Origin of the sequence: Nocardia sp. NPDC051463, from assembly GCF_040681975.1 — a bacterium.
GTDB lineage: Bacteria > Actinomycetota > Actinomycetes > Mycobacteriales > Mycobacteriaceae > Nocardia.
The window spans coordinates 324,674-346,395 of record NZ_JBFBAB010000003.1; the positions used below are offsets into that span (position 1 = coordinate 324,674).

The window sequence follows — 21,722 nt, forward strand, 5'->3', positions numbered from 1 at the left end:
ACTGAATCCGGTCCTCCGGCGGCGCACTGGTGATGGTGTGTGAACGGCGTCACGTTGTGTATCCCGACGCCGATGAGGAGAGGATATCGATGCGGGTCCTGGTCACCGGAATCACCGAGCCGAGCGGTCGCGGGGTGGCGCGCATGCTGTTGGCCGCCGGGCACGAAGTGGTCGGCCTGGACCGCCGGTGGCATCGCCACGTCGATCCCCGGGTGCAGTTCATCGCCGGCGATCCTGCCGATGCCGGAGATTGTGCCCGAGCCGTCGAAGGATGTGCGGCCATTGTGCATCTGGCCGACAAGGGGGTGGCGCAGATAGCCGCCGCGGCACGCAAAGCTGATGCGCGCGTGGTGATTCCGGCTGTCACGGGCGCGCGCTCGGCGCGGATGTCGGAGCATGAGGTGTCGACGACCCTGCGGACATCGGGCGCCGACGGGCTGCTGGTGCGCATCGCGCCGGTCGCCGGTCGCCGGATCGGGTCCGAGACCCGGCGGGCACTCGAGCCGATTCTCGGGTCGCGATCCGACGACGGATTCCAAGTGCTACACAGCGATGACCTGGATCGATTCCTGGTCATCGCCGCCACTACCCTGCCGAACCGGCTGCGGGTCGAGGGTCTGGAGATCGTGGAGCTCGCCGCCTCCGGTGTTGTCACGAAGAACGAAGTACACGGCATGATGCGCGCGGCGGGCGTGCGCTACTCCGCCTGGGTGCCGGGCTGGTCGGCCCGTCGGGAGCTGCTCGATCCGACCGCGGCACAAGAACAGTGGGGCTTCCGCTGCGGCTGGACCGCTCGCGAGGTCATCGCCGACCTGGTGCGCGGGCTGGTCGGCCGCAAGCCCGATGGCGGTGGATTCCGCACCCGGCGCGGGGCGATTCCCTTGCCGTCACACGTCATTCCGTCACGTGCCGCGACCTCGGACAACCATCGGCTGGCCACTATCGCACCCGAGGGTCTCGAGGGCGAGTTCGACGATCGGGTCGACGAGCGCTACCCGGTGCACACCGCGACCAATACCTCCGAAGCGCTGCCCGGCCCGATGACCCCGCTGACGATCGACCTGCACACAGGCGCGATCCGCCTCGCCAACGAGGCCATGGGCACCATGATCGCCCTCGACGGAATCGCCTTGGAGCACTGGACGAGTCGCGTCACCACCGTGCTCGGTCATCATGTCTACATCAACGCCTCGATCGGCGTACTCGCCGCCGAGAACATGCCGGGCTGGGACGAGGAGAGCATTCGCCGCGACGCCTACGGCAATATCCCCGCCGAGATCGCCTTGCAGCCCCACGGCAAGCCGCCGATGCCCACCGGCTTCGCGAGCACCGTGGCGACCTTGCGCGCGACCGCCCGCGTTCTGACCACCGCGACCCGCTTCCGGAAGTCCGCGGAAGTGATCAATGCGGCCTCGCATGCAGAGGCGTTGAGCGCCGAACAGATTCGTGAACTGACCGATGAGCAGCTGCACGTGCGCGCGCTGCTGTGGCGTGACCGGCTGCATCAAGCCTGGCAGGCCGCCTCGATCGGGGTGATGATGACCGGCGCTGCCACCGCCGTGCATGCCCGAGGCAAGGACGCGGGCGAGGTGCCCATTGATCTGAACCGCCTGGAGTCGGCGAAGCCCATGCTCGCGGTCGAACGGCTCGCGCAGCTGTGCCGTGTCGATGTCGACCTCTACGAGGCGGCCCGAGCCGGCGATATCGCAGCGGCACGGGCGATTTCGCCTGATTTCGCCGCCGCTCTCGATGCGGAACTCGGGAAGATCGGGCACCGCGGTCCCGGTGAATGCGAACTGATCAACCCGACCTTCGGGGACCGGCCTGCCCTGTTGGTGAGTGCGGCGGCCCGCGCGGCACAAATGCCCGCGCCCACACGCGCACCCGTCGATGCCGCGCCGAGTCGCACCGCGAAGATGGCTGCGGGAGCTACTGTCGCACGGGAACGCGCCCGCGACGGCGTCGTGCGGATCACCCATTGCTTGCGACTCGTGGTGCGCGAGCGCGCGGACCGCCTCGTCCGCGCCGGGCGATTGCGGGAGACCGACGACGTCTGCTACCTGACGCTGGACGAAATCTTCTGCCCCCCGGCCGATGTCGCCGAGAAGGTCGCGCGCAGGCGCGCCGAACGCATCAGACTGCAGGGCCTGCGGATGCCGGACGTCATTGCCGGACACTGGGAACCGGCCGCGGACGGCGGTGCACTCGGCACCGACGAGAGCCTGACCGGTATCGGGGTGTGCGCGGGTGTGGTGGAGGGCCGGGTGAAGCTGGTGCTGTCGCTCGACGACGACATCGAACCCGGCGACATCCTGGTGGCCTCGGTGACCGACACCGGGCATACCGCGATGTTCGCCTACGCCGCCGCGGTGATCACCGATATCGGCGGCTCGGCCTCCCATGCCGCGATCGTGGCCCGCGAATTCGGCATCCCGTGCGTGGTGGACACCAAGACCGCCACCACCAGCCTGTCCGACGGCCAGCTTGTTCGTGTCGACGGTGCCGCAGGCACCGTGACGCTGCTCGCGGCCGCGCAGTAGAGCTTGGGCCGGAAACATTCTCTCCGGCTCATTGTGGAAAGGAACACCCCTCGTGACACTCTCGCGCGTCTTACGCGGTGCCCTGGTGGCAACCGCCGCCACGGTGGTCGGTATTTTCCCGGCCACCGCGGTCCCGGTGCTGTCGGCTCCGGCCGCAGCGGCCCCGATGCTGCAGTCGCCCGGCAAGCACGACCGCTCGCTCGGGCTCCCGCACGCGCCCAATGCCAGGGACATCGGCGGCTACCCGGCCAAGGGCGGCAGCAAGCTGCGCACTGGTGTCGTCTTCCGCACCGATGCACTGGCCAAACTGGATGACGGCGAACAGCAGAAGCTGGTCTCGCTGAAGATCGGTCAGGTGATCGACTTCCGCAGCCCCATCGAGGCCGGCCGCGATCCCGACCGCCTGCCCGCGTCGATTCGCCGCACCGAGCAGCCTGTCTATGATCCGGCCAACGACTTCTTCGTGATGGTGTCGCGGCTGATCCAGGCCGGACCAGCCGCCCAGCAGGACGCGCTCGGTGACGGTAAGGGCGCCGAGATCATGCGTACCTACTACCGCTGGTTTGTCACGAATCCGACCGCGCGGGCCCAGTTCGCCGCGGCTTTCAAGGACATCGCCACTGCGCAGGATGGGGTGCTCTATCACTGCACCGCGGGCAAGGATCGCACCGGCTGGATGACCGCGATCCTGATGAGTGCACTCGATGTCCCGAAGGGGCAGATCTACAACGACTTCCTCGAGTCCAACGACAATCTGGCCGCGGGCAACAAGGCACTGCTGGATGCGCTGGTCGCACAGGGGCTGGTTGCCGATCGTGCATTGTGGGAGCCCATTGTCGGCGTGCAGCGTGACTATCTGGATGCGGCGTTCGACGAGGTGCGTCAGTCCTACGGCTCGTTCGAGAGCTTCCTCAGCGACGGGCTCGGTGTCGACGAGGCAACCGTCGCGGCACTGAAGACCAAGCTGTTGAGCTAGCCACGCTGGGCGGCTGTGCGGTACAGACACTGGAGTCTGAGCCGTCGAAGCACGAGATGCCGGTGTCGGGCCACTTGGCCTGGCACCGGCATCTCGTGTCTATCGATCCGCGGCAAACGCTGCGTGTATCGCCACGCAGGCTCCCTGCAGGCAGCGTCCACCTGCACGGCACCAGCCGTGGATCTGGCGAGCCCGCCGGGAGCGAACCGGAGCCATAGCTGAAATCCCTATCGTCGGAACGCAATTCGATGTTGTCGAGATCGACACCGAAGGGACTTGACGCAGTGGAATGCGCGCCGAGCACCACCCCCATCCGCTCCCGCGAACAGTTCGGGGGAGGCCCAGACCGACGGTGACGGCGTGACCATGGATCACGTAGTGACGAGCACTGGTCGAGGCATGCGACCGCGTCGCGGTGCAGCGGAGTGTCGTGATCGAATCCGGCCGACGATATATAGCATTTCCGCATCAGCGCCGTGGTCTCGATCATCGTGTTGTTCGGATTGATCCACTGCACCAGGACCAAGGCATGCCTGTGGGTAAACAGCCGGTCCTGCCGCACCAGATGTACCGGGACATACCGGCAGGACGGTTCGACTCCGGGCGCTGACATCTTGCGGACCGGTCGGTAAGGCCGCCGTGTATGAAGCGTTTCTCGCTGTAGTCGTCCGCGCCGGAGAAGTGTCGTCGGCGCATACTCGTCGAAAGGTTTGCGCGATGACCATGATGTCCTCGACAGCACGGTGTCTCGGGCTCGTCATACTGCTGCTGGGATTGACCACACCGGCTGCGGCGACACCGACGGCTCCGGAGTTGGGGCACGTGGGTCGCTGGCTCACCGACGACCTGGGCCGGGTGGTCACCTTGCACGGGGTGAATATGGTCTACAAGAATCCGCCGTACTTCCCCGCAGCCGGAGGTTTCGGCGAGAATGACGCACAGTTCCTGGCGGCGAACGGTTTCAACGCGGTGCGGCTGGGTTTCGCGTGGAAGGCGGTCGAGCCGCAGCCCGGCGTTTACGACGACAACTACATCGCGCAGATCAAGCAAACCCAGCAGCTGCTGGCCCGGTACAACATCTACAGCCTGGTCGATTCCCATCAGGACGCGTTCAACGAATCGGTGGGCGCGAGTTGGAGCGGGTTCCCCGACTGGGCGACGTTCACCGACGGGCTCCCGGTGCAGCCCGACCCCGGCTTTCCGTTGGTCTACTTTACGAGCCCCGCACAAAATCAAACGTGGGCGAACTTCTGGCACGACCACGCCGCGCCCGATGGCGTCGGACTGCAGGAACACTATGCGGCTATGTGGGCGCATGTCGCGCAAAGCTTCGCAGACGAACCGTACGTGCTGGGCTACGACCTGATCAATGAGCCGTGGCCCGGTTGGGAATACCCGACCTGCTTTCCACAGGGCTGCCCCCAGTTCGAAAGGGGTGCGCTCGCGATGTTCCAAGCAAAAGTGATGAACGCCATCCGCCGAGCCGACCCGAAACACCTGCTGTTCTACGAGCCGTCGGTGACCAACGATTTAGGTACACCGAACTGGATGCCGAATCCGACCGGCGATCCGAACGCGGGGATGAGCTTCCACGACTACTGCTTCGGCCCGATCGACACCTGCGTGAGCAACGGATTGGATCGCGCCGCCGCCGAGGGCGTTGTCGGGCTGGTGACCGAGTTCGGCGCGATCAAAGATTGGGCGAGGCTGACTCGTCTCGCCGATAGATTCGACGACAACATGGCTTCCTGGCTGTTTTGGTCCCAACCACAGGATCAGACACCTGGCCATCCCCAGGAGCCACCGACCGGCCCCAACCTGATGGACCCGGCGCTCGTCAGGCCATATCCACAGGCAATCGCAGGCACCCCGCAGCAATGGCACTACGACAGCGAGACTGGGACGTTCACCGTCCGATACAGTGCCCGCCGCGCCGATTCCGGTCAACCGTTCGCCCGTGAAGCCCGCACCGAGGTTTATCTGCCGCAGAGCAACTACCCCGACGGCTACCAGGTCGAAATCCAAGGCGGCGACGTCGTGTCGGTACCCGATGCCCGGCTACTTCAACTCACCACCAGCCCCGGACAGGACACCGTGACGGTGACAGTGATACGACGATGACCGGTACCGCCGCCACCTGAGGTTCGCACCGACAGCGTTCGCCACGACGTCGAGTGGTCTCCGACTCCGTCGGTCCATCCTGCCCAAGTATCCGGTTCGGTTGGTGGGACCCAGATCGGATCCGCCGTGGTGTTCCGACTTGGGTGCACTGTCTTTGGCTGTGGAGGACAGGCCGGCAGGATGCGGTGCCACGGCGCTGCACCGCCTGCCGACTGGCTTGTCTTGGTTCGCATCGGCTTACCGGCCGTATATGGATTCTCGAGTTCGCTGATACTCCGCTCGGATAAGGGCCCCGGTGGAGTCGCCGTTGTCGGGTGCGGCAATCTCGGCAATCGAGCGCGCGGGCCAGCGCGGGGCCTGCGCTGTGCCGCTGAGCGCCCAGGCTGCCTGACGGGCTGCGCCGAGTGCGACGTATTCGGTGGGTTCGGGAACCGTGACAGTGACGCCGAAGATCTGGGCTGCGATGTCGGCGACCAGGGGGGAGCGAGTGGCCCCGCCGATGAGCAGGACGCGTCGGACCGGGACACCGGAGGCGCGGAGGTGGTCGAGCGCCTCGGCCATATTGCAGAGCATCCCCTCGAAGGCCGCGCGGGCGATCGTACTCGGTCGCATGGAATGCGTTCGGAGTCCGTGCAGGCTGCCTGTCGCGTGCGGGAGGTTCGGTGTGCGTTCGCCGGACAGGTAGGGCAGCAGCACAACGCCCTCGGCGCCCTGCGGCGCCTGTCGCGCAAGACTTTCCAGTTCGGCGAGGTCGACACCGAGCATTTCGGCAGTGGACCCGAGGACCATGGCGGCGTTGAGCGTGCACACCAGCGGGAGGAAAGCGCCGGTGGCGTCGGCGAATCCGGCGATTGCGCCGGTGGCATCGGCACTGGGACGGGGGGAACGGGTGTAGGCGGTGCCGCTGGTACCGAGGGAGATGACGATGTCGCCATCCTCGATACCCAATCCGAGTGCTGCGCCCGCATTGTCGCCGGTGCCTGCTGCGATCAGCGCACCGCCGGGCGTGCGCCCGACGGCTTCGGCGGGTCCTGCGACGCGCGGAACCTCGGGTGTCCGGCCCCGGAAGGCGAGGGCGAGAAGGTCTTCGCGATAGCGCTGTGTCGCGGGCGACCAGTAGCCGGTGCCGGAGGCGTCTGCTCGATCGGTGGTCGGCTCGTTCCCCGGCGCGCCGGGCCCGCCGTGTAGCCGCCAGGTCAGATAGTCGTGCGGAAGCATGATCCGGCGCGTTCGGTCGGCCAGATCCGGTTCGTGATCGGCCATCCAGCGCAGCTTTGTGACGGTGAACGCGGCGAGCGGCACACTACCGACGGCGTCGGCCCATGCCTGCGGTCCGCCGAGTTCGGCGACCAAGTCCTCGGCCGCGTCCGCGGATCGGGTGTCGTTCCACAGCAGCGCATCCCGGATCGGCAGCCCATCGGAATCCAGCGCGACAAGACCATGTTGTTGACCGGCGACGGCAATGGCGTCGACGTCATCTATGAGGCCGTCTCCAGCCGCGCACAGTGCCTGCCACCAGGATTCGGCGGGCACTTCCGTGCCCGCCGGGTGCCGTGCGTGCGCTTGCACCAGTATCTCGCCGGTATCCGCGTCGCAGACGACGACCTTGCATGATTGGGTGGAGCTGTCCACCCCCGCGACCTTGGCCATCCCGAATACTCTGCCCCCGATCTGCCGTCGCTCGGTGGATTTCGGGCATTCGATTTCCGCGTCCGGTCGGGCTGCCGATCTCGGGCATGAGGCAGACTGTCGCGAGTGAGCGACGACCCGGACATACACGCCGACGTGCACGTCCGGACCGGTGACGGGACCACGGTGCCGCAGCTGACGGACCCGCTGCTGGACGACCTGCTCAGCGCCCCGCCCGATCCGGAATGCCCCTTCATCGTCGTCAGCCGCGGCGAGAACGACTACATCCAGACGCGGCTGCTGCCCGACGGCGTCTACGAGCTCGAACATCGCGCGGGCGCGCGGGAGGAGCTCGGCCAGCTGTACACCCCCGATGCGGCCCTGGTTCGCGACGTCATGTGGGCCTGGATCGACGGCAACTCCTGGTGGCGCGATGGCGTCGCGTGGTTCCCGGTCGACCCCGCGATCGCGGAACTGGAGACCACCCGGCGTGAACTGGAGGGTCTGCTCGATGGCTTCGGTGTCCTCGACGACATCCAATCCAGCATGGACCTGGCGCTTGCGCGGGCAGACGAGCTGCTGGCGATGGACATCCCTGATCTGTCGATCGACGACATCGATTAGGAACCGGGCCGCAGACGCCGCTCGGGTGAACCGTCCCGCGGCTCGCGGACGCCACCGTTCGGTGCGTCAGCCGATTCGAGGGCTCTGGTACCACAGGGCGGTGCTGGCTATCCGCGCTTTCGTGAGTGGGAGATAGGTCTTGTCGTCGCTCCAGCCGAGTGCCTGCAGCGTGACGCGTAAGTCGTGGTGGAAGCAGATCGGGTCCCGCACGTGCCAGCGGTACATGCCGAACTGCTGGTCCGGTTGGTAGATCTCGTCCGGAGGCAGGACTTGATGCAGACCGAGGTAGGGCGTGGAGTAGCAGCGGTAGCCGCCATCGAGATCGAAATTCCAGGCGCCGCCGAAGTAGTCCTCGGTGCCGGTGCCACAGAGGGTCGGATGGGTGGTGTCACCGTCGAGGTAGAACTTGAGTTCTCCTTCGCCCCACCAGCCGGGCGAGCCGGGTTGGATGGCGAGGTAGGTGCCCACGTAGCGGCCGGGGCCCGATACGGTGTCGAGGATCGGGTGGACGGCCGGGTCGCCGAGCGGATTACTGTGCCGCCATTGGGCATTCAGATAGCCCGCCGAGTTCGGGACGTCTTCCTCGGTGTAGGTGGCCTGGTAGTACAACGGCACCGAGCGCTCGCTGCCGTTGTACAGCGTGATGCGCGCGCTGTGGCGAAAAGGCATGGGCCAGAAGCTGTTCAGTCCGCCCGCTGGCGCTACTACCACCATCTCCGAACTCACCAGTGCCAGCTCGTCCCAGCCATTGCAGAAGAAGTCGCCCAGCGGCAGTTCGATCGCGGGCTCCGGTGCGTTGTCCCAGTACATGCGCAGGATCAGTTGCCGAAGCACGGTGCGCTCGGTGGTCAGCCACAGGTGGCGAAACACGCCGGGGCCGGAAACCTCTGCGAGCGTGGCGGTTTCGTCCACCGCGAGCTCGATCGACGGCGAGATCTTCCAGCCGGGGCCGAGCAGCCGGGCCGCGGCGGCTCCGGTGCCCTCGACCGCGCGAGCGCCTGCCCCGGGTGCTCCGGTCGGATTCTCCGCGCTGATCGAGCGGGTGCGTGCGGCGTCGAGCCGCCAGAGCTCGGACCCCGGCGAGGTCACAGACCTGGCCAGCCGTATCGGACGGGGCCGGCCGCGTGGCCTGCCATTCGCTCGGCGGTGGCAACGGGACTCGCCGCGTTGGCGGCGGCCCGGAACTGATCCATGTCCAGCCATCGGATCTGTTGCACCACCTCTTCGAGCCCGGCCGCGGCCAGAAAACCGGCCTGCGAGAACACCAGCAGCCCTTCGCGAAATCCCATCAACGTCGGGAAGCGGTCGACGTTCGCCAATGCGGTCAGCGCTTGCTCGGACTCGGTGTCGACCTTGCCGTGCACGATTTCGGGATGCACGTTGGAGGAAGCCTCGTAGACCGGCGCGAATTGGCGGCACGGCCCGCACCAGCCCGCCCACCAGTCGACAAGCACAATGGGATGGCCTGCGACGGTGCTGTGGAAATTGTCTTGGGTGAGTGTCAGTGTCGGCATGGTGTCCTCGCACGTGCGGTGGTTCTACGAGTGACGGACGGCACGGTGTTGTTCGTCCGCGAGGAAGTGCGCGATGTCCACGGTGGATTCATACATTTCGCGGTAGCGATGATAGTAGGACGTGTAGGTAGTGTGGCGATCCGGATCGGGTTCGACCACGCCGATCACGGGATTCCACTCGGAGGTGTCGGTGCCCGAGGCTTCCGCCGCGAGCAGCGCATCGCCGAGCGCGGCGCCGACCGTATCGGCCGGGAGTTGTTGTGGCAGACCGGTCACGTCCGCGACGATCTGCGTCCAGAGCCCGCCCTTGGTGCCGCCTCCGACGGCGACCAAACGCCGCGCCTGCCCGCCTGCCTCGACCATTGCCTCCAGGTTGTGCCGAACGCCGTAGGCGATGCCTTCCAGGGCCGCCCGGTACAGCTCGGCGCGGCCGTGCCCGAGGGTGAGGCCTGCGATGACGCCCCTGGCATCCGGATCGAACAGCGGCGTGCGTTCACCCGCGAAGTAGGGCAGCACGAGCAGGCCACGACTGCCCGCGGGCACCTCCGCGGCAGCCGCGACCAGGTCGGCGAAATCACCGCCGAGCAGGCGGCGCAGCCAGTCGGTCACCGCGCCGGAGGTCGCCATCCCGGCGGCCAGAGTGTAAGTGCCGGGCCAGGTTCCGCAGGTGCCCCACAAGCCTGGGTGCGGGTGCGGGTCGGCGAGCACTTGCACCAGGAACATGGTGGTGCCGTACATGATCATGGCATCGCCCGGTGCCCGGACACCGACGCTGGCGGCTTCGGCCCAGGCGTCGATGGTGCCGGTGGTGACGGGTAGACCTGCGGGCAGGCCGGTGGCGGCTGCCGCGGCGGTGGAGACCCGGCCGATGATCTCGGTGGGCCAGGCGAGTTCGGGCAGCGTCAGGCCCGGTGCGACCACCTCGGCCCAATCGGCCGCCCACTCGCGTTTGCCCAGGTCGTACATCGGGACGCATTGGCTGGCGGATTGGTGATCGAGCACGTATCGGCCGGTAAGCCGATGCACGAGAAAAGAACTCGCCATGAGCAGCATGCCGGTGCGGCTCGCGATGTCGGGCTCGTGCCTGGCCAGCCAGCGCAGCTTCGGGCCGACGGCTTGACTCGTCAGTGGTGCGCCCGCCCGCTCCATCACCGCCTGCGCACCGAATTCGGTATTCAGCTCGGCGATCTCGGCCGTTGCCCTGGTGTCGACACCATACAGAATGGCCGGTCGCAGTGGACGTCCGTCGGCGTCGGCCGGCAGCAAGCATGGCCCGATCCCGCTGACCGCCAGCGCATCGAGCAGGTGCACGCCGGTCCGGCTGCCCGGGGGACTGTCGCTGCCGAAGAGGCGATGGGCGATGTCCATCAGCTCGCCGGCGATGGCGACGAAGTCAGCCCACCACACGGTCTCGGCATCGTGCTCGAACCAACCCGGGCGCGGCGACGAAATATCGTGTGCTCGTTCGGCTCTGGCAATCACGGTGCCATCACGTTCCACCAGCACCCCTTTGGAGCTGGAGGTCCCGATATCGATACCCAGATACATGCGCTACCGCCTCTCGCGGGGGAGAACCTGCGGGTCCACGGCTGCTCAGCGGGTGAACTCGTCGACAGTGATATCGAGCAGCGTGCAAGCAGCGCGGACCGTAGCGCGATGATCGCCGGGAACGGCATGAATGTGGTTGGCGCCGAAGCGGGAAAGGAAGTCCTCGGCCTTCGCGTCCAAGCGGGCGAACGCATGTGGCCATTCCCACGTGGACTGCTTCATGAGGGCCTCGTTGGTGGCGTCGTCGTAGTTCTCGAACTCGCCGAGCATCAACTGCATTCGATAGTCGCCGTTATTGCGCGTGAGGCGGGCGAGGGTCATTCGACCGGGTGCCGCGAGGTGGTGCACCGAGGCGCCGCCCGCAGGGAAGAAGAACACCTCGGGGTACAGGTGCACCTTGGCCAGGTTTTCGGCCGGGTCGTCGCTGCGCGCGGCGAACCAGGTGGCGTGCTGCCCGGAATTGCACAGATCCCAGATATCGCGGTCGGCGTGGTAGTGCCGCACATCGGCGAAAAGTGCCGGACCTGCAGTTATTTGCTTGAGCAATTGCATGGTCAGCGCGCCGTCCATATCGGCCTCGGTGGCACAGACGTGTGGCTGTTTGGGGCCGTTCCAGTCGTACGGGTCGTTGAGGAATGCCTCGGTGATATCCATGGTGGCGAAATATTGCGTGAGTTCCGGTTGTCCCTTGATCCCCGAAAAGTCCAGCCGCCACTCGTCGATCAGCTCACGCACGGCGAGATACGAGCGGATCTGGCGCTCCAGCAGTTCGGGCGTCAGCTTCACGCCGTCGTAGTGCACACCTGCGGTGTGGTGCTCCAGCCATTCCCGCGCGGCTTTTGCCTCACCCGCGTCGGCGAGCTCCGCGCGTCGCACGATCTCCCACTGATCGATCTCTTCGACGTCGATGCCGAACAGCCGCTGCCACTGATCGGTATTGGCCACCGCGGTGTTCATCCCCATCGGTCGTCCGCCGAAGCGGCCGAACGTCGCCCCGCGCAGACTGGACACCGCGGCCGCCGCGGTGGCCTGCACGCTGATCGCCTCGATCAGCGTCGGGTCGGTCGGATCACCCCACAGTCGGGTGTGGGCGCGACCGACTTGGTCCAACGCCCCGCCCGCGGCCAACATCCCGACCATCCCCGGCTGGACCGGGTCGATATTGGACAGCAGCAGCAGCGGGCCCGAGGTGGCGGCCGCGGCCAACATGGTGAAATGCGGGAACGCCCAGACCGCGTAGTGCAGCACCGTCAGGTCCACCCCGGCGGAGCCGACCTCACGCGCCACCGACCCGGCGAGCGCATTGGTGCTGATCGTTTCCGAACCCCGGATGACCTCGTGCCCGGCCGTGGTGAGCCCGGAGACGAGCCGGTCCTCGGCTGCCGCGATGAACTCGGCGATGCCGCCGTGCACATAGGGCCGACCGTCGGAAATGCTGAGTACCCCGATACGCGCCATTCAGATCGCCTCCATATCCGCAGGCCCGCCCAGATCGGATTATCCATGCTGGAGGGTCGCCGAGTGGGCCTCTCGCCATGGTCGTTATCTAGGCACGTCGCTGATCGCGCGTGGGCTCGGGAAGGTGACCGGCGCGAGGTGCACGCCACCCTGTGCCCACCCGGCGCTGGTGATCCACCAGCGGCCCTCGTCGGCGACGAGTTCGGCGGCATGGGCCGCGACGTGGCCGACCTTGCCGCCGATGTGGAAGCGGAAGGGATTGTCGCTATGGAACACGTCGGTGCCGACATAGTGGGGACGCGGGCCGATGAACAGATACCACGAACCGCCGTGCGGCACCACGAACGGAGATTCGGTGTTGCCCGCCTCGGTGCCACTGGTGGGGTCGGTGTAGGCGATGTGGCGCGCACTCCAGTGCAGGAGGTCGCCGCTGGTGCGGTAGGCGACCACGTGATGGCCGCCCGCGGGTGCACTCGTCGCGCAGTAGTACATGATCCACTTCTCGCCGACCCGGAGCACCATCGGATCGCGGGCGTCGTAGCCGTCGCGGAAGAGCGGACCGCGGGGATCGCGGGTCCAGTGGAACAGGTCGGTCGAGGTGGCCAGATTTATCGCGGCCGTGGTGCGATCGGTGCCCCCACCGGCATAGAACATGAAATATTTGCCGCGCACCGCGACGACATACGGCGCCCACAGATGCGTCTCGCCGTACTTCGGATCGACGGTCAGCGCCGGTCGATGTTTGGTCCACGGCCCGTGTAGCGCAGGCGCGGTGGCGTGGGCGAACTCGACCTCGTGCCAGGGATCCGCGGGTTCCGGGTGGGTGATGCCGAACAGGTGCCAGCGCCCTGCGTCGTCCCGAACCACGGTGTGGTCGTTGATGTACCACGCCGCCGGCTCGCCGGCTCCAGGGTCGTACACCCTCGCGAACACGCCCGCCTTCACCACTTCGCGTGTCGCCATAGACCTCATGATGCCGTCGAACGGCCCGGTGCGGCCCGGTAGGGAAATTTGCGGCCCGCGAGTCAGGATTTTGTACTGGCTGCTGCTCGCGTTGCTGCTTGCGCCACAGCCACGACTGGCTGACGTTCGAGCCGGTGAAATGCGTGCTGTCCAGGCCGAGGCCCACCACACCGGCGGACAGCACGGCGACACCCGCAACCCGGTCGATGTGCCAGATCGACCGCCATCACCGCGACTCGACGAGCACCGCCCGCAGCCGGGTCAGTTCCGCGTCCGTGAAACCGTTGGCTTGCAGCCACCCCGCGGCGCCGCCGTGGCCGGCGTGCAGGTCCTCCAGGAATCGGGTGATCACCTGCGGGTCGACGGCGAGGATGCCGGTGCGCACCGGGGGCAGACCGTGATAGGAGGGGAGGGTGTCGAGACGTTCGCGGATGCGCTCGAGGCGTTCGCCGGTGAGCGCGTAGTCGGCGGCGATGGCCTCGGCGGGGACGCCCACCGCGTCGAGCAGGACGGCGGCGAGTACGCCGGTGCGGTCTTTGCCTGCGGCGCAATGGAAGACGACGGAATGCTGGTCGGTGTCGGCGATCAGTCGGGCGGCCGCGACGACGGATTCGATACTGCCTGCGAGCAGTTCGCGATAAAGCGCGACGAGGTCGTACTCGCGACCGTCCGGGACGAGATCGGTCGGGGTGGCGCTGGTCTGGGTCTGCTTGCGCACCGGGAGATTGACCAGGCGCACCGCAGCGCCCGCGAGTCGGCCGTACCCTTCCCGTTCGATCTCGTCGGGTAGTCGTAGGTCGATCAGCGTGCGTAGCCCGACCGGACCGATCAATCTGCCGAGGTCGTGCTCGGTGAGATGCTGTGGCGTGCTGGAGCGGAACACGACGCCGAACCGGGTGGTGCCACCGCCCGCCACCGGAAGCCCGCCGAGATCGCGGACATTGTCGATCTCGGCGAATTCCACCCATCGCCGTTGTGCGCTGTCGGTATACATCGAATCCTCGCTAGTGCGCTCGGCCGGCGTCGGGCTGGTTGAGTCGACCCCGCGTCGGCTAATGGGCGCGGCCCGCCGCGGCCTCGTCGGCACGGCTGAGACCGCACAGGCCGATCAGGTCTTCGTGCAGCTCGAACCACACGGTGTGGTAGCTGTCCATGATCGGCCTTGCGACCCACGCGTGGTCGCCACCGTTGATCCGCTCGACCGCCAGCTCGAGGCGATCGACGTAGCGCATCAGGCGGGGTGCCGTGGCCCCGATCCGTCCGACCAGGGGAGCGACGCGTCGGTGCATGGTGACGAGCTGGTCCAATACCGCTGCGTCATAAGCAGTGTCGGAGTGATCGTTCACTGTGTTCGCGTCTTTCATCTGCCAAGCGGTAATGACCTCTTTCAGCTCGGCGTTGAATTCGCAGAATTCATCGTAGGCCGCGGCGATGACATTCTGATCCACCTCGGCCCGCTCTTGTTCGAGGAGCTGGGTGAGATGTTCGCGACCTTCGGGGGTCAGGCGCGCGCCGACGGGTGTGTCCGCACATAGCCCGCGTGCCACGAAATCCGCACTGCGCGAGGCGGCTTCGGCGTCGACGAGGCCGAGGCTGGACGCGATGGCCTCCGGCTTCACCCGGCCTTTGATACCGATCAGGCGCAGTAGGCCGAGTTCCGATACGCGCCGGGTGTCAACGGAATGCAGTGTCACCGTGTTCGTTTCATCGGCAGCTGCGGTTTCACCCGAGAAGAATGCTGGCAGCCGATCCGGTTCTACACCCGCCCATTCGGCAAGGCGCGCAACATCCGCGAATACCGAGTCGTCGACCGGCTTGCCGGTGACTTGCCCCGGCCAGACGGTTCCGGCTCCGCCGTCGACGGTGACGACGCGTCCGACGAGCGAGTCGACAACGCCTGGGCCGCAACCGACTACGCATGGACGACCGAGTTCCCGGCTGACCAGGGCGGCATGGGAGGTGGCGCCGCCGAGCTCGGTGACGATGGCCAGCGCGGCGATCATGCCGTGCAGGTCGTCCGGGCTGGTGGTGGGGCGGACGAGAATGACGTGCTCACCCGCAGCGGCCCGTGCCTCGGCATCGTCGGGATCGGTCACCACGACACCGGATGCGAGCCCAGGACAAGCGGACTCGCCGGTGGCCAGTGGCCGCAGCCCGGCATTGTCGCTGGAGGCGGGGCGCAGAACGGTGCGCAACTGCTCGGTGGTCACTCGGCGCAACGACTCGGCGGGTTCGATCAGCCCCTCGTCGGCCATGGCGACGGCGGCGCGAACTGCCGCGCGCGCAGAGCGTTTTGCGGGCCGCGCCTGCAACAGCCAGAGCCTGCCGGACTCGACGGTGAACTCGATGTCCTGGATATCGCGACCCTCGCGCTCCAGCAGTTCGGCTGCCGCGATGAGCTGAGCGTGCACCTCGGGCAGCGTGCTCGCCAGCTCGTCGAGCGGTCGCGGGGTGGTACGGCCGGAGACGACGTCTTCGCCCTGCCCACCGATCAGCCACTCGCCGAAGACCGGCCGCTCGCCGGTGTTCGGGTTTCTGCTGAACAGCACGCCGGTACCGGAGAGTGCGTCGAGATTGCCGAACACCATGGCTTGCACAGTGACCGCGGTCCCGAGCTCGTCGGATACGCCGCGGGTGCGCCGATAGGTCTTGGCGCGCGCGGAATCCCAGGAACGGAATACCGCGGTGATCGCACCGCGCAGCTGCTCCCATGGGTTCTGGGGCACCAGGCCGTTCGGGTCACCGAGCACGATCTCGCGGTACTGGGCCAGGAAGCGGCGGTGCGTATCGCTCGCGTACCCGGGGTTTCGCGTCTGCGCGGTCAGCGCCTGCTCGACCTCGGTGTTCATGCCGAGATTGAGCACCGTGTCCATCATTCCGGGCATGCTCACCGCGGCGCCGGAGCGCACCGACACCAACAGCGGGCGCTCGGTGGAGCCGAACTCTCGGCCCGTGCCTCGTTCCAGTGCCGCGATTCCGGCGCGTACGCCCGCCCAGATCTGCGCGTCGAGCACGCCGCTCACCGAGAAGTCGGCCCATGCATCGGTGGTGAGCGCGAAGGCAGGCGGCACCGGAAGACCGAGCGCCCGCATGTGATTCACGCTCCACGCCTTCCCACCGATCCGCTCCCGCGACAAGGTGCAGGCGCCGTCGAGGTCGGCGACCGATGGTGCGTTGCGCTCCAAAGCGGCGAGTTCCGGTCGCTCCACAGGCTCCACTCCGGTCGTCATGTCACTCCTTTGGGTCAGCACGTTCTCGGCAGCCACCGCACGTTCGGCGGGCAGCTCGGGGCAGCCATCGGTCCGCCGGGCACTATCCCGGCCGCCGATCGCCCGGCGAATGACGCGGCTCCCTGCGATGCGCGACACAATCGCGGGGCGGCGCGAATTCAGCCTGCCCGCTGCGGCGGCATCGGCGTACCGAACGTCCCGGTGAGCAAGACGTGCGCGGGCCCACCCCGGTGGGCCTCGGTGTCGCGACGGGTGCGGCGGACCAGGCGGGCGCGGCCGTCGGCGGGGTCTGGGACGCGTCGTGCATGGCCCGCGCGTTCGAGCTGGTCAACCAGGAAACCTGTGTTCTGTTTGGTGACGTCGGCCGGTTCGGCGAGCCCGGTCAGCCCGGTGCCGTGCGGCCCGATGCGCTGAAACTGGATCAAATACAACCCGGCTCTACTTGCGGGTGGACTCGATATCGGGCCTCATCGCCACCGTTGGGAAGTATGCGTGATATGTGACACGCTGGGGCCACGTTGGAAAGGATGACGTGCTATGACCCCAATCAGGATCGCGAGCCGAGCGGCGCTGACCGCTATAGCGGCTGCCGCCGTGTCGCTGGTCGCGCAATCACCCGCACATGCGGCGACGACCCCGGAGGGAGCGTGCGGTTCGGGATTCCACGAAATCGACCAGCACGCCCTGCGCTACGGCACGATCCACCTGATGTACAACGGTAGCGTTAATTGTGTTGTGACCTGGAAGACCTCGTATGTGGGGACTCCCTCGCTGACAAATGCATATGTGTTGACCAGCCCTAGCAATATCAGCCAGGACGAGAAACAGTATGCATACTATGCGGGCCCAGCAAAGCTCTCAGCGAAGGGTCAATGCATCCAGTGGGGTGGCGGGATTTTACCTCCTGGCACCAACGGAGGAGGGGACGTGCGCGATTCGTGGACATCCCCTATGTCCCATTGCGGCTAGTGACAACGAACCGGTGCCGGTCGGCGAGCACCTCGCTGCGAGCGGCGGCTGTGCGGCTGAAGTCGGCTCCAGCATCCTGAAGCTGTCGGGAAGTGCAAAGTAGCTTCGGCGGCAGCCGATTTCGCTGGTGTCCGGTCGCTTGGGATGTCGATCGGGCAGATTGGCGAATCTTCCGACTGGATCGCATCGAGCGACCGCAGCCGATCGGTGTGCAATGCGCGCCGCGAGAATTGCCCGCCGAGGACTCGGCCGCGTTCGTCACTCGCGTACTGGCGCATTTCCGTCCGATGCGCCGCGTGGTGTTTATCGCGCACGTTTCGGCGGCGGAGCTGATCGAGCGTTTCCGCGTCCGAGCCGAGGAAGTGGAAACGCTCGACGACCACAGCTGCCTGCGGCGCACCGGCGCCGACTCGCTGGAATGGACTACGGTGCGGATCGCGCATCTCGGTGTGGAATTCGAGGTGCGAGAGCCGCGGGCGATGGTGGAAATGGTGCGTGACCTCGGTCGCAAGCTCCTACGCGCGGCGGGAGATGCCGAGTAGCCAGCATGCGCGCACCGGTGATGTCAAACTACCTGTGCGGCCGCAGCGGCAATGCTCTGACCAGCACTGATGCCGTGCAAGACAGGTAGTCCACTACTCAGGGAAACCAGCAGGGCGACGCGCAGAATCTGTGTTGCGGGGAGTCAATGGCGACTTCCGAGGACAACGGAGTTCTCATGCGCGTCGGTATCCACCAACCGAGTTTTCCGATGAAGGGACGGCACTGTGGTCGAGATCAGCTGTGGAGTGCCGGTCGCTGATCGCACCCGCACCGCCGCGCGCCATGGATGTTACGAGACTTCCTTCTTCATCTGAGCGGTGAGGATGCGCTGATAGCCGGAGCCGAAAATCCTTGGCAGCAAGTCGATTACGCGAGCATCGGCACCGATGAGGATCTTGGCCTTGTCCTTGCGGATACCGCGCAGGATGGTGGTTGCCGCGGATTCGGGAGTTGTTTTCGCCAGTTTGTCGAAGTTCGCGGCCAGCGCATCGCGGTCGCGGTCGCCGCCGGCGCGGGCCTTCCAGGCGATTTCGGTCTTGATCATGCCAGGGTGGACACTGCTCACGCTCACCGGGTAGCCGGCGATCTTCATTTCCTGGCGCAGCGCGTCGGTGAAGCCGCGAATACCGAACTTCGTGGCGTTGTAAGCGCCTTGACTGGGGCAGGCCGCGAGGCCGAACATGCTGGAGACATTGGCGATGTGGCCGTCACCGGAGGCGATGACCTGCGGCAGAAAGGCTTTGGTGCCGTACATCACGCCCCAGAAGTTGATATTGACGATCCACTCGAAGTCTTCCCAGCTCAGCTCCTCGACATTGGCGGTGAGCGAGACGCCTGCATTGTTGACCAGCAGGTTGGCCGGGCCGAAGTCCGCCTGCACCTCGTCGGCGTGCTGATAGAACGCGGCGCGGTCGGTCACGTCGAGCTTGTAAGCGCGGGCCTTGGCGCCCGCCTGCTCGCACAGCGCGGCAGTCTCGGTGACATTGGCCAGATTTCGGCCGGACAATGCCAGTTTCGCGCCTTGGCGAGCCAGCTCCACTGCCAGGGCCCGCCCGATGCCCGCGCCCGCGCCGGTGATGACGGCGACCTTGTCCTGAAAGTTCTTCACAGGGGTGTGTCCTTCATTTGGTGGTGTAGCCGCCGTCGGCGACGAATTCGGAGCCGGTGCAGTAGCCTGCCTCGTCGGAGATCAGGAACAGCACCAGGCTGGCCAGCTCATCGGGCGCGGCGGCACGCGGCAGCGGCAAGTCGTGCACCATCGAGTTGGAGCGCTCGGAGGTGGCGGTCATCTCGGTGGCGACAACCCCGGGATGCACGGAATTGACCCGGATGCCGTCGACGCCGAACTCCTGCGCCGCGGCCTTGGTCATGCCGCGCACCGCCCACTTGGAGGCGACGTAGCCCAGGATGTTGCTGAAGGCGATGATGCCGCCGATCGAGGAGATGTTGACGATCGAGCCGCCGCCTGCGCGGCGCATCGACGGCACGACGGCTTTCATGCCGAGGAACACGCCGACCTGGTTCACGTCGATCACGCGGCGGTAGTCGGCCTCGGCGAGCTTCTCGATGGGGTCGACGTGCACGATGCCCGCGTTGTTGACGAGTCCGGAGACCGGGCCGAAGGCACGTTCGGCCTCGGCGACGACAGCGTGCCACGCGGCTTCGTCGGTAACGTCCAGCGGAACGAACAGTGCCCGGTCGCCCAGCTCGGCGGCGACCGCCTTGCCCTCCTCGAGCAGGACATCCGCGACCACGACAGTCGCGCCCTCGGCGACGAGGCGTCGGGCGAACGCTGCGCCCATGCCGCGCGCGCCACCGGACACGATCACCGTCTTGCCATTCACTCTGTCCATGTCATGCTCCTGTTCGGCCGAATCGGCGGGATAGTTCGAACGTCGGTGGCATCAGTGGTGCTTCGGTGCGGCGTCGGCAAGATGGTTGGCGGCGATGTAGCCGAACACCATGGCCGGGCCGATCGTCGCGCCGGCCCCGGCGTAGCTGTTACCCATCACGGCGGCCGAATTGTTGCCTGCCGCATACAGTCCCGCGACTGGGGCACCGTCGGCGCGCAGCACTCGGGAGTGCTCGTCGGTGACGAGCCCGCCCTTGGTGCCCAAGTCACCGGGAACCATTTCGACCGCGTAGAACGGCCCCTGGTCGATCGCGGCCAGGCACGGGTTGGGCTTGACGGTGGGGTCGCCGTAGTACCGGTCGTAGGCGGATTCGCCGCGATGGAAGTCCTCGTCTCGACCGGCGCGCGCAAAACTGTTGAACCGGTTGACGGTCGCGGTCAACGTGTCGGCAGGCACGCCGATCTTGTCCGCGAGTTCGGCGAGGGTGTCGGCCTTCTTGATGATCCCGGAGTCGTAATACTTCTGCGGGATGGCCTGCTTCGGGAAGGTGCCGAGGAACAGGTACCTGTCGCGGAAGCGCTGGTCCATGATGAAGTGCGCGGGGACATGGCCGATGCCCTTCGCATGCTGCTCGTACATCGTGTGCACCACGTCGACGTAGCTGGCCGATTCGTTGGTGAAGCGCTCGCCTGCGTCGTTGACCATGATGGCCCCGGGCTGGGAGCGCTCGGCCAAGCAGAAGAAGGGCGGACCGTCCGGGTTGCGGACCGAAGGCCCCCACCAGGCGTCGTCCATCAAATCCAGTGCACCACCGACACTTTCACCCGCGCGAATGCCCTCGCCGAGATTCTCGGTGGCGCCGACCGTCCACTCGGTGCTCACGGGTCCGGTGAAGAACTGCTGCCGCATCTCGAGGTTGTGCTCGAAGCCGCCCGCGGTGAGCACGACACCGCGCCGGGTCCGAATGGTGATCGGGGCACCGTCGCGCTCGGCGCGCACACCGACCACTACGTCGTTCTCGGTAATCAAGTCGGTCAGCGGTGTGTTCAGCCACACGGGTACGTTCGCGTCGCGTAGCGCCAGCCAGAGTCGGGCAACCAGGGCTTTGCCGAGGCTGAGCGGCAGCCGTCCACGCAGCTTGTTCAGTACCGCCTGCGCGCCGACCTTCATGGCGGTGCGCTTGCCTTTCCAGGTCCGCGCGATCATGTTGAGGTCGTGGAAGTCGCTGACGGTGAACGCGATGCCCTTGGGACCGGACATGGTCGGCCGGTTGATCTTGTCCAGATCGTCGCCGAGTAGCCTGCCGTCGATGATCGCCGGTTCGATGCTGCGGCCCTGGGCGAGTCCACCGGGCAGCTCCGGGTGGTAGTCGGAGTAGCCGCGGTCGTAGACGAACTCGAGATGACGGGTGCGCGCGCCGAGGTAGGTCATCATGCGCGGGCCGTTGTCCAGGAACGCATCCTGCTTCTCCTGTGGAACACGTTCGCCGACAACGGATTTCAGATAGACGCGGGCGAGGTCAGGGCTGTCGGGGACACCCTCGCGGACCAGCACCGGATTGTTGGGAATCCAGACGCCGCCGCCCGAGCGTGCGGTGGAACCGCCGAAGCTGCTGCTCTTCTCGATCAGCACCACCGACAGTCCGCGATACGCGGCGGTCAATGCGGCGGTCATGCCCGCGGCTCCCGAACCAACAACTACGACGTCGTACTCGTGTTCCTCGGACATCGTCACCTCCTTGTCGTTCACGCTTG

General features: G+C 66.6%; 16 protein-coding genes and 1 pseudogene. 5 read left to right on the forward strand and 12 right to left on the reverse strand.

Features of this window, described 5'->3' with window-relative positions:
- Nucleotides 1–89: 89 nt before the first annotated feature.
- The 3 genes from AB0M74_RS08800 (at nt 90) to AB0M74_RS08810 (ending at nt 5,637) form a co-directional block, all read left to right on the forward strand.
- Entirely contained in the window at nt 90–2,540 is a 2,451-nt protein-coding gene (locus AB0M74_RS08800; protein ID WP_364903535.1) for a PEP-utilizing enzyme, read from the forward strand.
- Between the two features lie 52 nt (nt 2,541–2,592).
- The gene (locus AB0M74_RS08805; RefSeq protein WP_364903538.1) at nt 2,593–3,516 is read left to right on the forward strand and encodes a tyrosine-protein phosphatase; all 924 of its coding nucleotides are present in this window, start codon (nt 2,593–2,595) and stop codon (nt 3,514–3,516) included.
- Nucleotides 3,517–4,233: 717 nt separating this feature from the next.
- A complete protein-coding gene (locus tag AB0M74_RS08810) occupies nt 4,234–5,637 on the forward strand; it encodes a cellulase family glycosylhydrolase (RefSeq protein WP_364903541.1) in 1,404 nt (467 codons plus the stop codon).
- A 237-nt stretch (nt 5,638–5,874) separates the two neighbouring features.
- Here AB0M74_RS08810 and xylB read toward each other — a convergent pair whose 3' ends face one another.
- A complete protein-coding gene (xylB, locus tag AB0M74_RS08815) occupies nt 5,875–7,287 on the reverse strand; it encodes a xylulokinase (protein WP_364903544.1) in 1,413 nt (470 codons plus the stop codon).
- 105 nt (nt 7,288–7,392) lie between these two features.
- Between xylB and AB0M74_RS08820 the strand changes: the two genes are divergently transcribed.
- Nucleotides 7,393–7,890, forward strand: coding sequence for a hypothetical protein (locus AB0M74_RS08820; RefSeq protein ID WP_364903547.1), 498 nt, complete (start codon nt 7,393–7,395; stop codon nt 7,888–7,890).
- Nucleotides 7,891–7,956: 66 nt separating this feature from the next.
- Here AB0M74_RS08820 and AB0M74_RS08825 read toward each other — a convergent pair whose 3' ends face one another.
- From AB0M74_RS08825 to AB0M74_RS08860, 8 genes and pseudogenes are all read right to left on the reverse strand, one after another.
- Complete coding sequence (locus tag AB0M74_RS08825) at nt 7,957–8,979, reverse strand: glycoside hydrolase family 172 protein (protein WP_364903550.1); 1,023 nt, start codon at nt 8,977–8,979, stop codon at nt 7,957–7,959.
- Complete coding sequence (locus AB0M74_RS08830) at nt 8,976–9,404, reverse strand: thioredoxin domain-containing protein (RefSeq protein ID WP_364903553.1); 429 nt, start codon at nt 9,402–9,404, stop codon at nt 8,976–8,978. Before AB0M74_RS08830 ends, AB0M74_RS08825 begins: the two co-directional genes overlap by 4 nt.
- A gap of 24 nt (nt 9,405–9,428) precedes the next feature.
- Entirely contained in the window at nt 9,429–10,952 is a 1,524-nt protein-coding gene (locus AB0M74_RS08835) for an FGGY-family carbohydrate kinase (protein ID WP_364903557.1), read from the reverse strand.
- A 45-nt stretch (nt 10,953–10,997) separates the two neighbouring features.
- Nucleotides 10,998–12,410, reverse strand: a complete 1,413-nt coding sequence (locus AB0M74_RS08840; RefSeq protein ID WP_364903560.1) for an L-fucose/L-arabinose isomerase family protein — start codon at nt 12,408–12,410, stop codon at nt 10,998–11,000.
- Between the two features lie 84 nt (nt 12,411–12,494).
- Entirely contained in the window at nt 12,495–13,373 is an 879-nt protein-coding gene (locus AB0M74_RS08845) for a glycosyl hydrolase family 32 (RefSeq protein ID WP_364903563.1), read from the reverse strand.
- Nucleotides 13,374–13,599: 226 nt separating this feature from the next.
- Nucleotides 13,600–14,367, reverse strand: a complete 768-nt coding sequence (locus AB0M74_RS08850) for a tyrosine-protein phosphatase (protein ID WP_364903571.1) — start codon at nt 14,365–14,367, stop codon at nt 13,600–13,602.
- 58 nt (nt 14,368–14,425) lie between these two features.
- Nucleotides 14,426–16,603 (reverse strand): pyruvate, phosphate dikinase, encoded by a 2,178-nt coding sequence (locus tag AB0M74_RS08855; protein WP_364903574.1) that lies wholly within the window; start codon nt 16,601–16,603, stop codon nt 14,426–14,428.
- 245 nt (nt 16,604–16,848) lie between these two features.
- Nucleotides 16,849–17,019, reverse strand: a pseudogene (locus AB0M74_RS08860) (MarR family transcriptional regulator); the annotation flags it as partial.
- 645 nt (nt 17,020–17,664) lie between these two features.
- Here AB0M74_RS08860 and AB0M74_RS08865 point away from each other — a divergent pair.
- Nucleotides 17,665–18,114, forward strand: coding sequence for a WYL domain-containing protein (locus AB0M74_RS08865; RefSeq protein ID WP_364903577.1), 450 nt, complete (start codon nt 17,665–17,667; stop codon nt 18,112–18,114).
- Between the two features lie 290 nt (nt 18,115–18,404).
- On the opposite strand, the gene AB0M74_RS08870 is transcribed toward AB0M74_RS08865, so the two are convergent.
- Genes AB0M74_RS08870 through kstD form a run of 3 tightly spaced genes read right to left on the reverse strand, consistent with a single transcriptional unit; the run spans nt 18,405 to nt 21,696 of the window.
- The gene (locus AB0M74_RS08870) at nt 18,405–19,223 is read right to left on the reverse strand and encodes an SDR family oxidoreductase (RefSeq protein ID WP_364903580.1); all 819 of its coding nucleotides are present in this window, start codon (nt 19,221–19,223) and stop codon (nt 18,405–18,407) included.
- Nucleotides 19,224–19,236: 13 nt separating this feature from the next.
- A complete protein-coding gene (locus tag AB0M74_RS08875; protein ID WP_364903583.1) occupies nt 19,237–19,968 on the reverse strand; it encodes a glucose 1-dehydrogenase in 732 nt (243 codons plus the stop codon).
- 51 nt (nt 19,969–20,019) lie between these two features.
- Nucleotides 20,020–21,696, reverse strand: a complete 1,677-nt coding sequence (gene kstD / locus AB0M74_RS08880; RefSeq protein ID WP_364903586.1) for a 3-oxosteroid 1-dehydrogenase — start codon at nt 21,694–21,696, stop codon at nt 20,020–20,022.
- Nucleotides 21,697–21,722: the final 26 nt, after the last annotated feature.

Excerpts from the sequence above, each read along its gene's own strand:
- AB0M74_RS08800 (WP_364903535.1), top strand. The coding sequence starts at position 90 with ATGCGGGTCCTGGTCACCGGAATCACCGAGCCGAGCGGTCGCGGGGTG.
- AB0M74_RS08810 (WP_364903541.1), top strand. The coding sequence starts at position 4,234 with ATGACCATGATGTCCTCGACAGCACGGTGTCTCGGGCTCGTCATACTG.
- xylB (WP_364903544.1), bottom strand. The coding sequence starts at position 7,287 with ATGGCCAAGGTCGCGGGGGTGGACAGCTCCACCCAATCATGCAAGGTC.
- AB0M74_RS08830 (WP_364903553.1), bottom strand. The coding sequence starts at position 9,404 with ATGCCGACACTGACACTCACCCAAGACAATTTCCACAGCACCGTCGCA.
- AB0M74_RS08835 (WP_364903557.1), bottom strand. The coding sequence starts at position 10,952 with ATGTATCTGGGTATCGATATCGGGACCTCCAGCTCCAAAGGGGTGCTG.
- AB0M74_RS08840 (WP_364903560.1), bottom strand. The coding sequence starts at position 12,410 with ATGGCGCGTATCGGGGTACTCAGCATTTCCGACGGTCGGCCCTATGTG.
- AB0M74_RS08845 (WP_364903563.1), bottom strand. The coding sequence starts at position 13,373 with ATGGCGACACGCGAAGTGGTGAAGGCGGGCGTGTTCGCGAGGGTGTAC.
- AB0M74_RS08850 (WP_364903571.1), bottom strand. The coding sequence starts at position 14,367 with ATGTATACCGACAGCGCACAACGGCGATGGGTGGAATTCGCCGAGATC.
- AB0M74_RS08855 (WP_364903574.1), bottom strand. The coding sequence starts at position 16,603 with ATGACGACCGGAGTGGAGCCTGTGGAGCGACCGGAACTCGCCGCTTTG.
- AB0M74_RS08875 (WP_364903583.1), bottom strand. The coding sequence starts at position 19,968 with ATGGACAGAGTGAATGGCAAGACGGTGATCGTGTCCGGTGGCGCGCGC.
- kstD (WP_364903586.1), bottom strand. The coding sequence starts at position 21,696 with ATGTCCGAGGAACACGAGTACGACGTCGTAGTTGTTGGTTCGGGAGCC.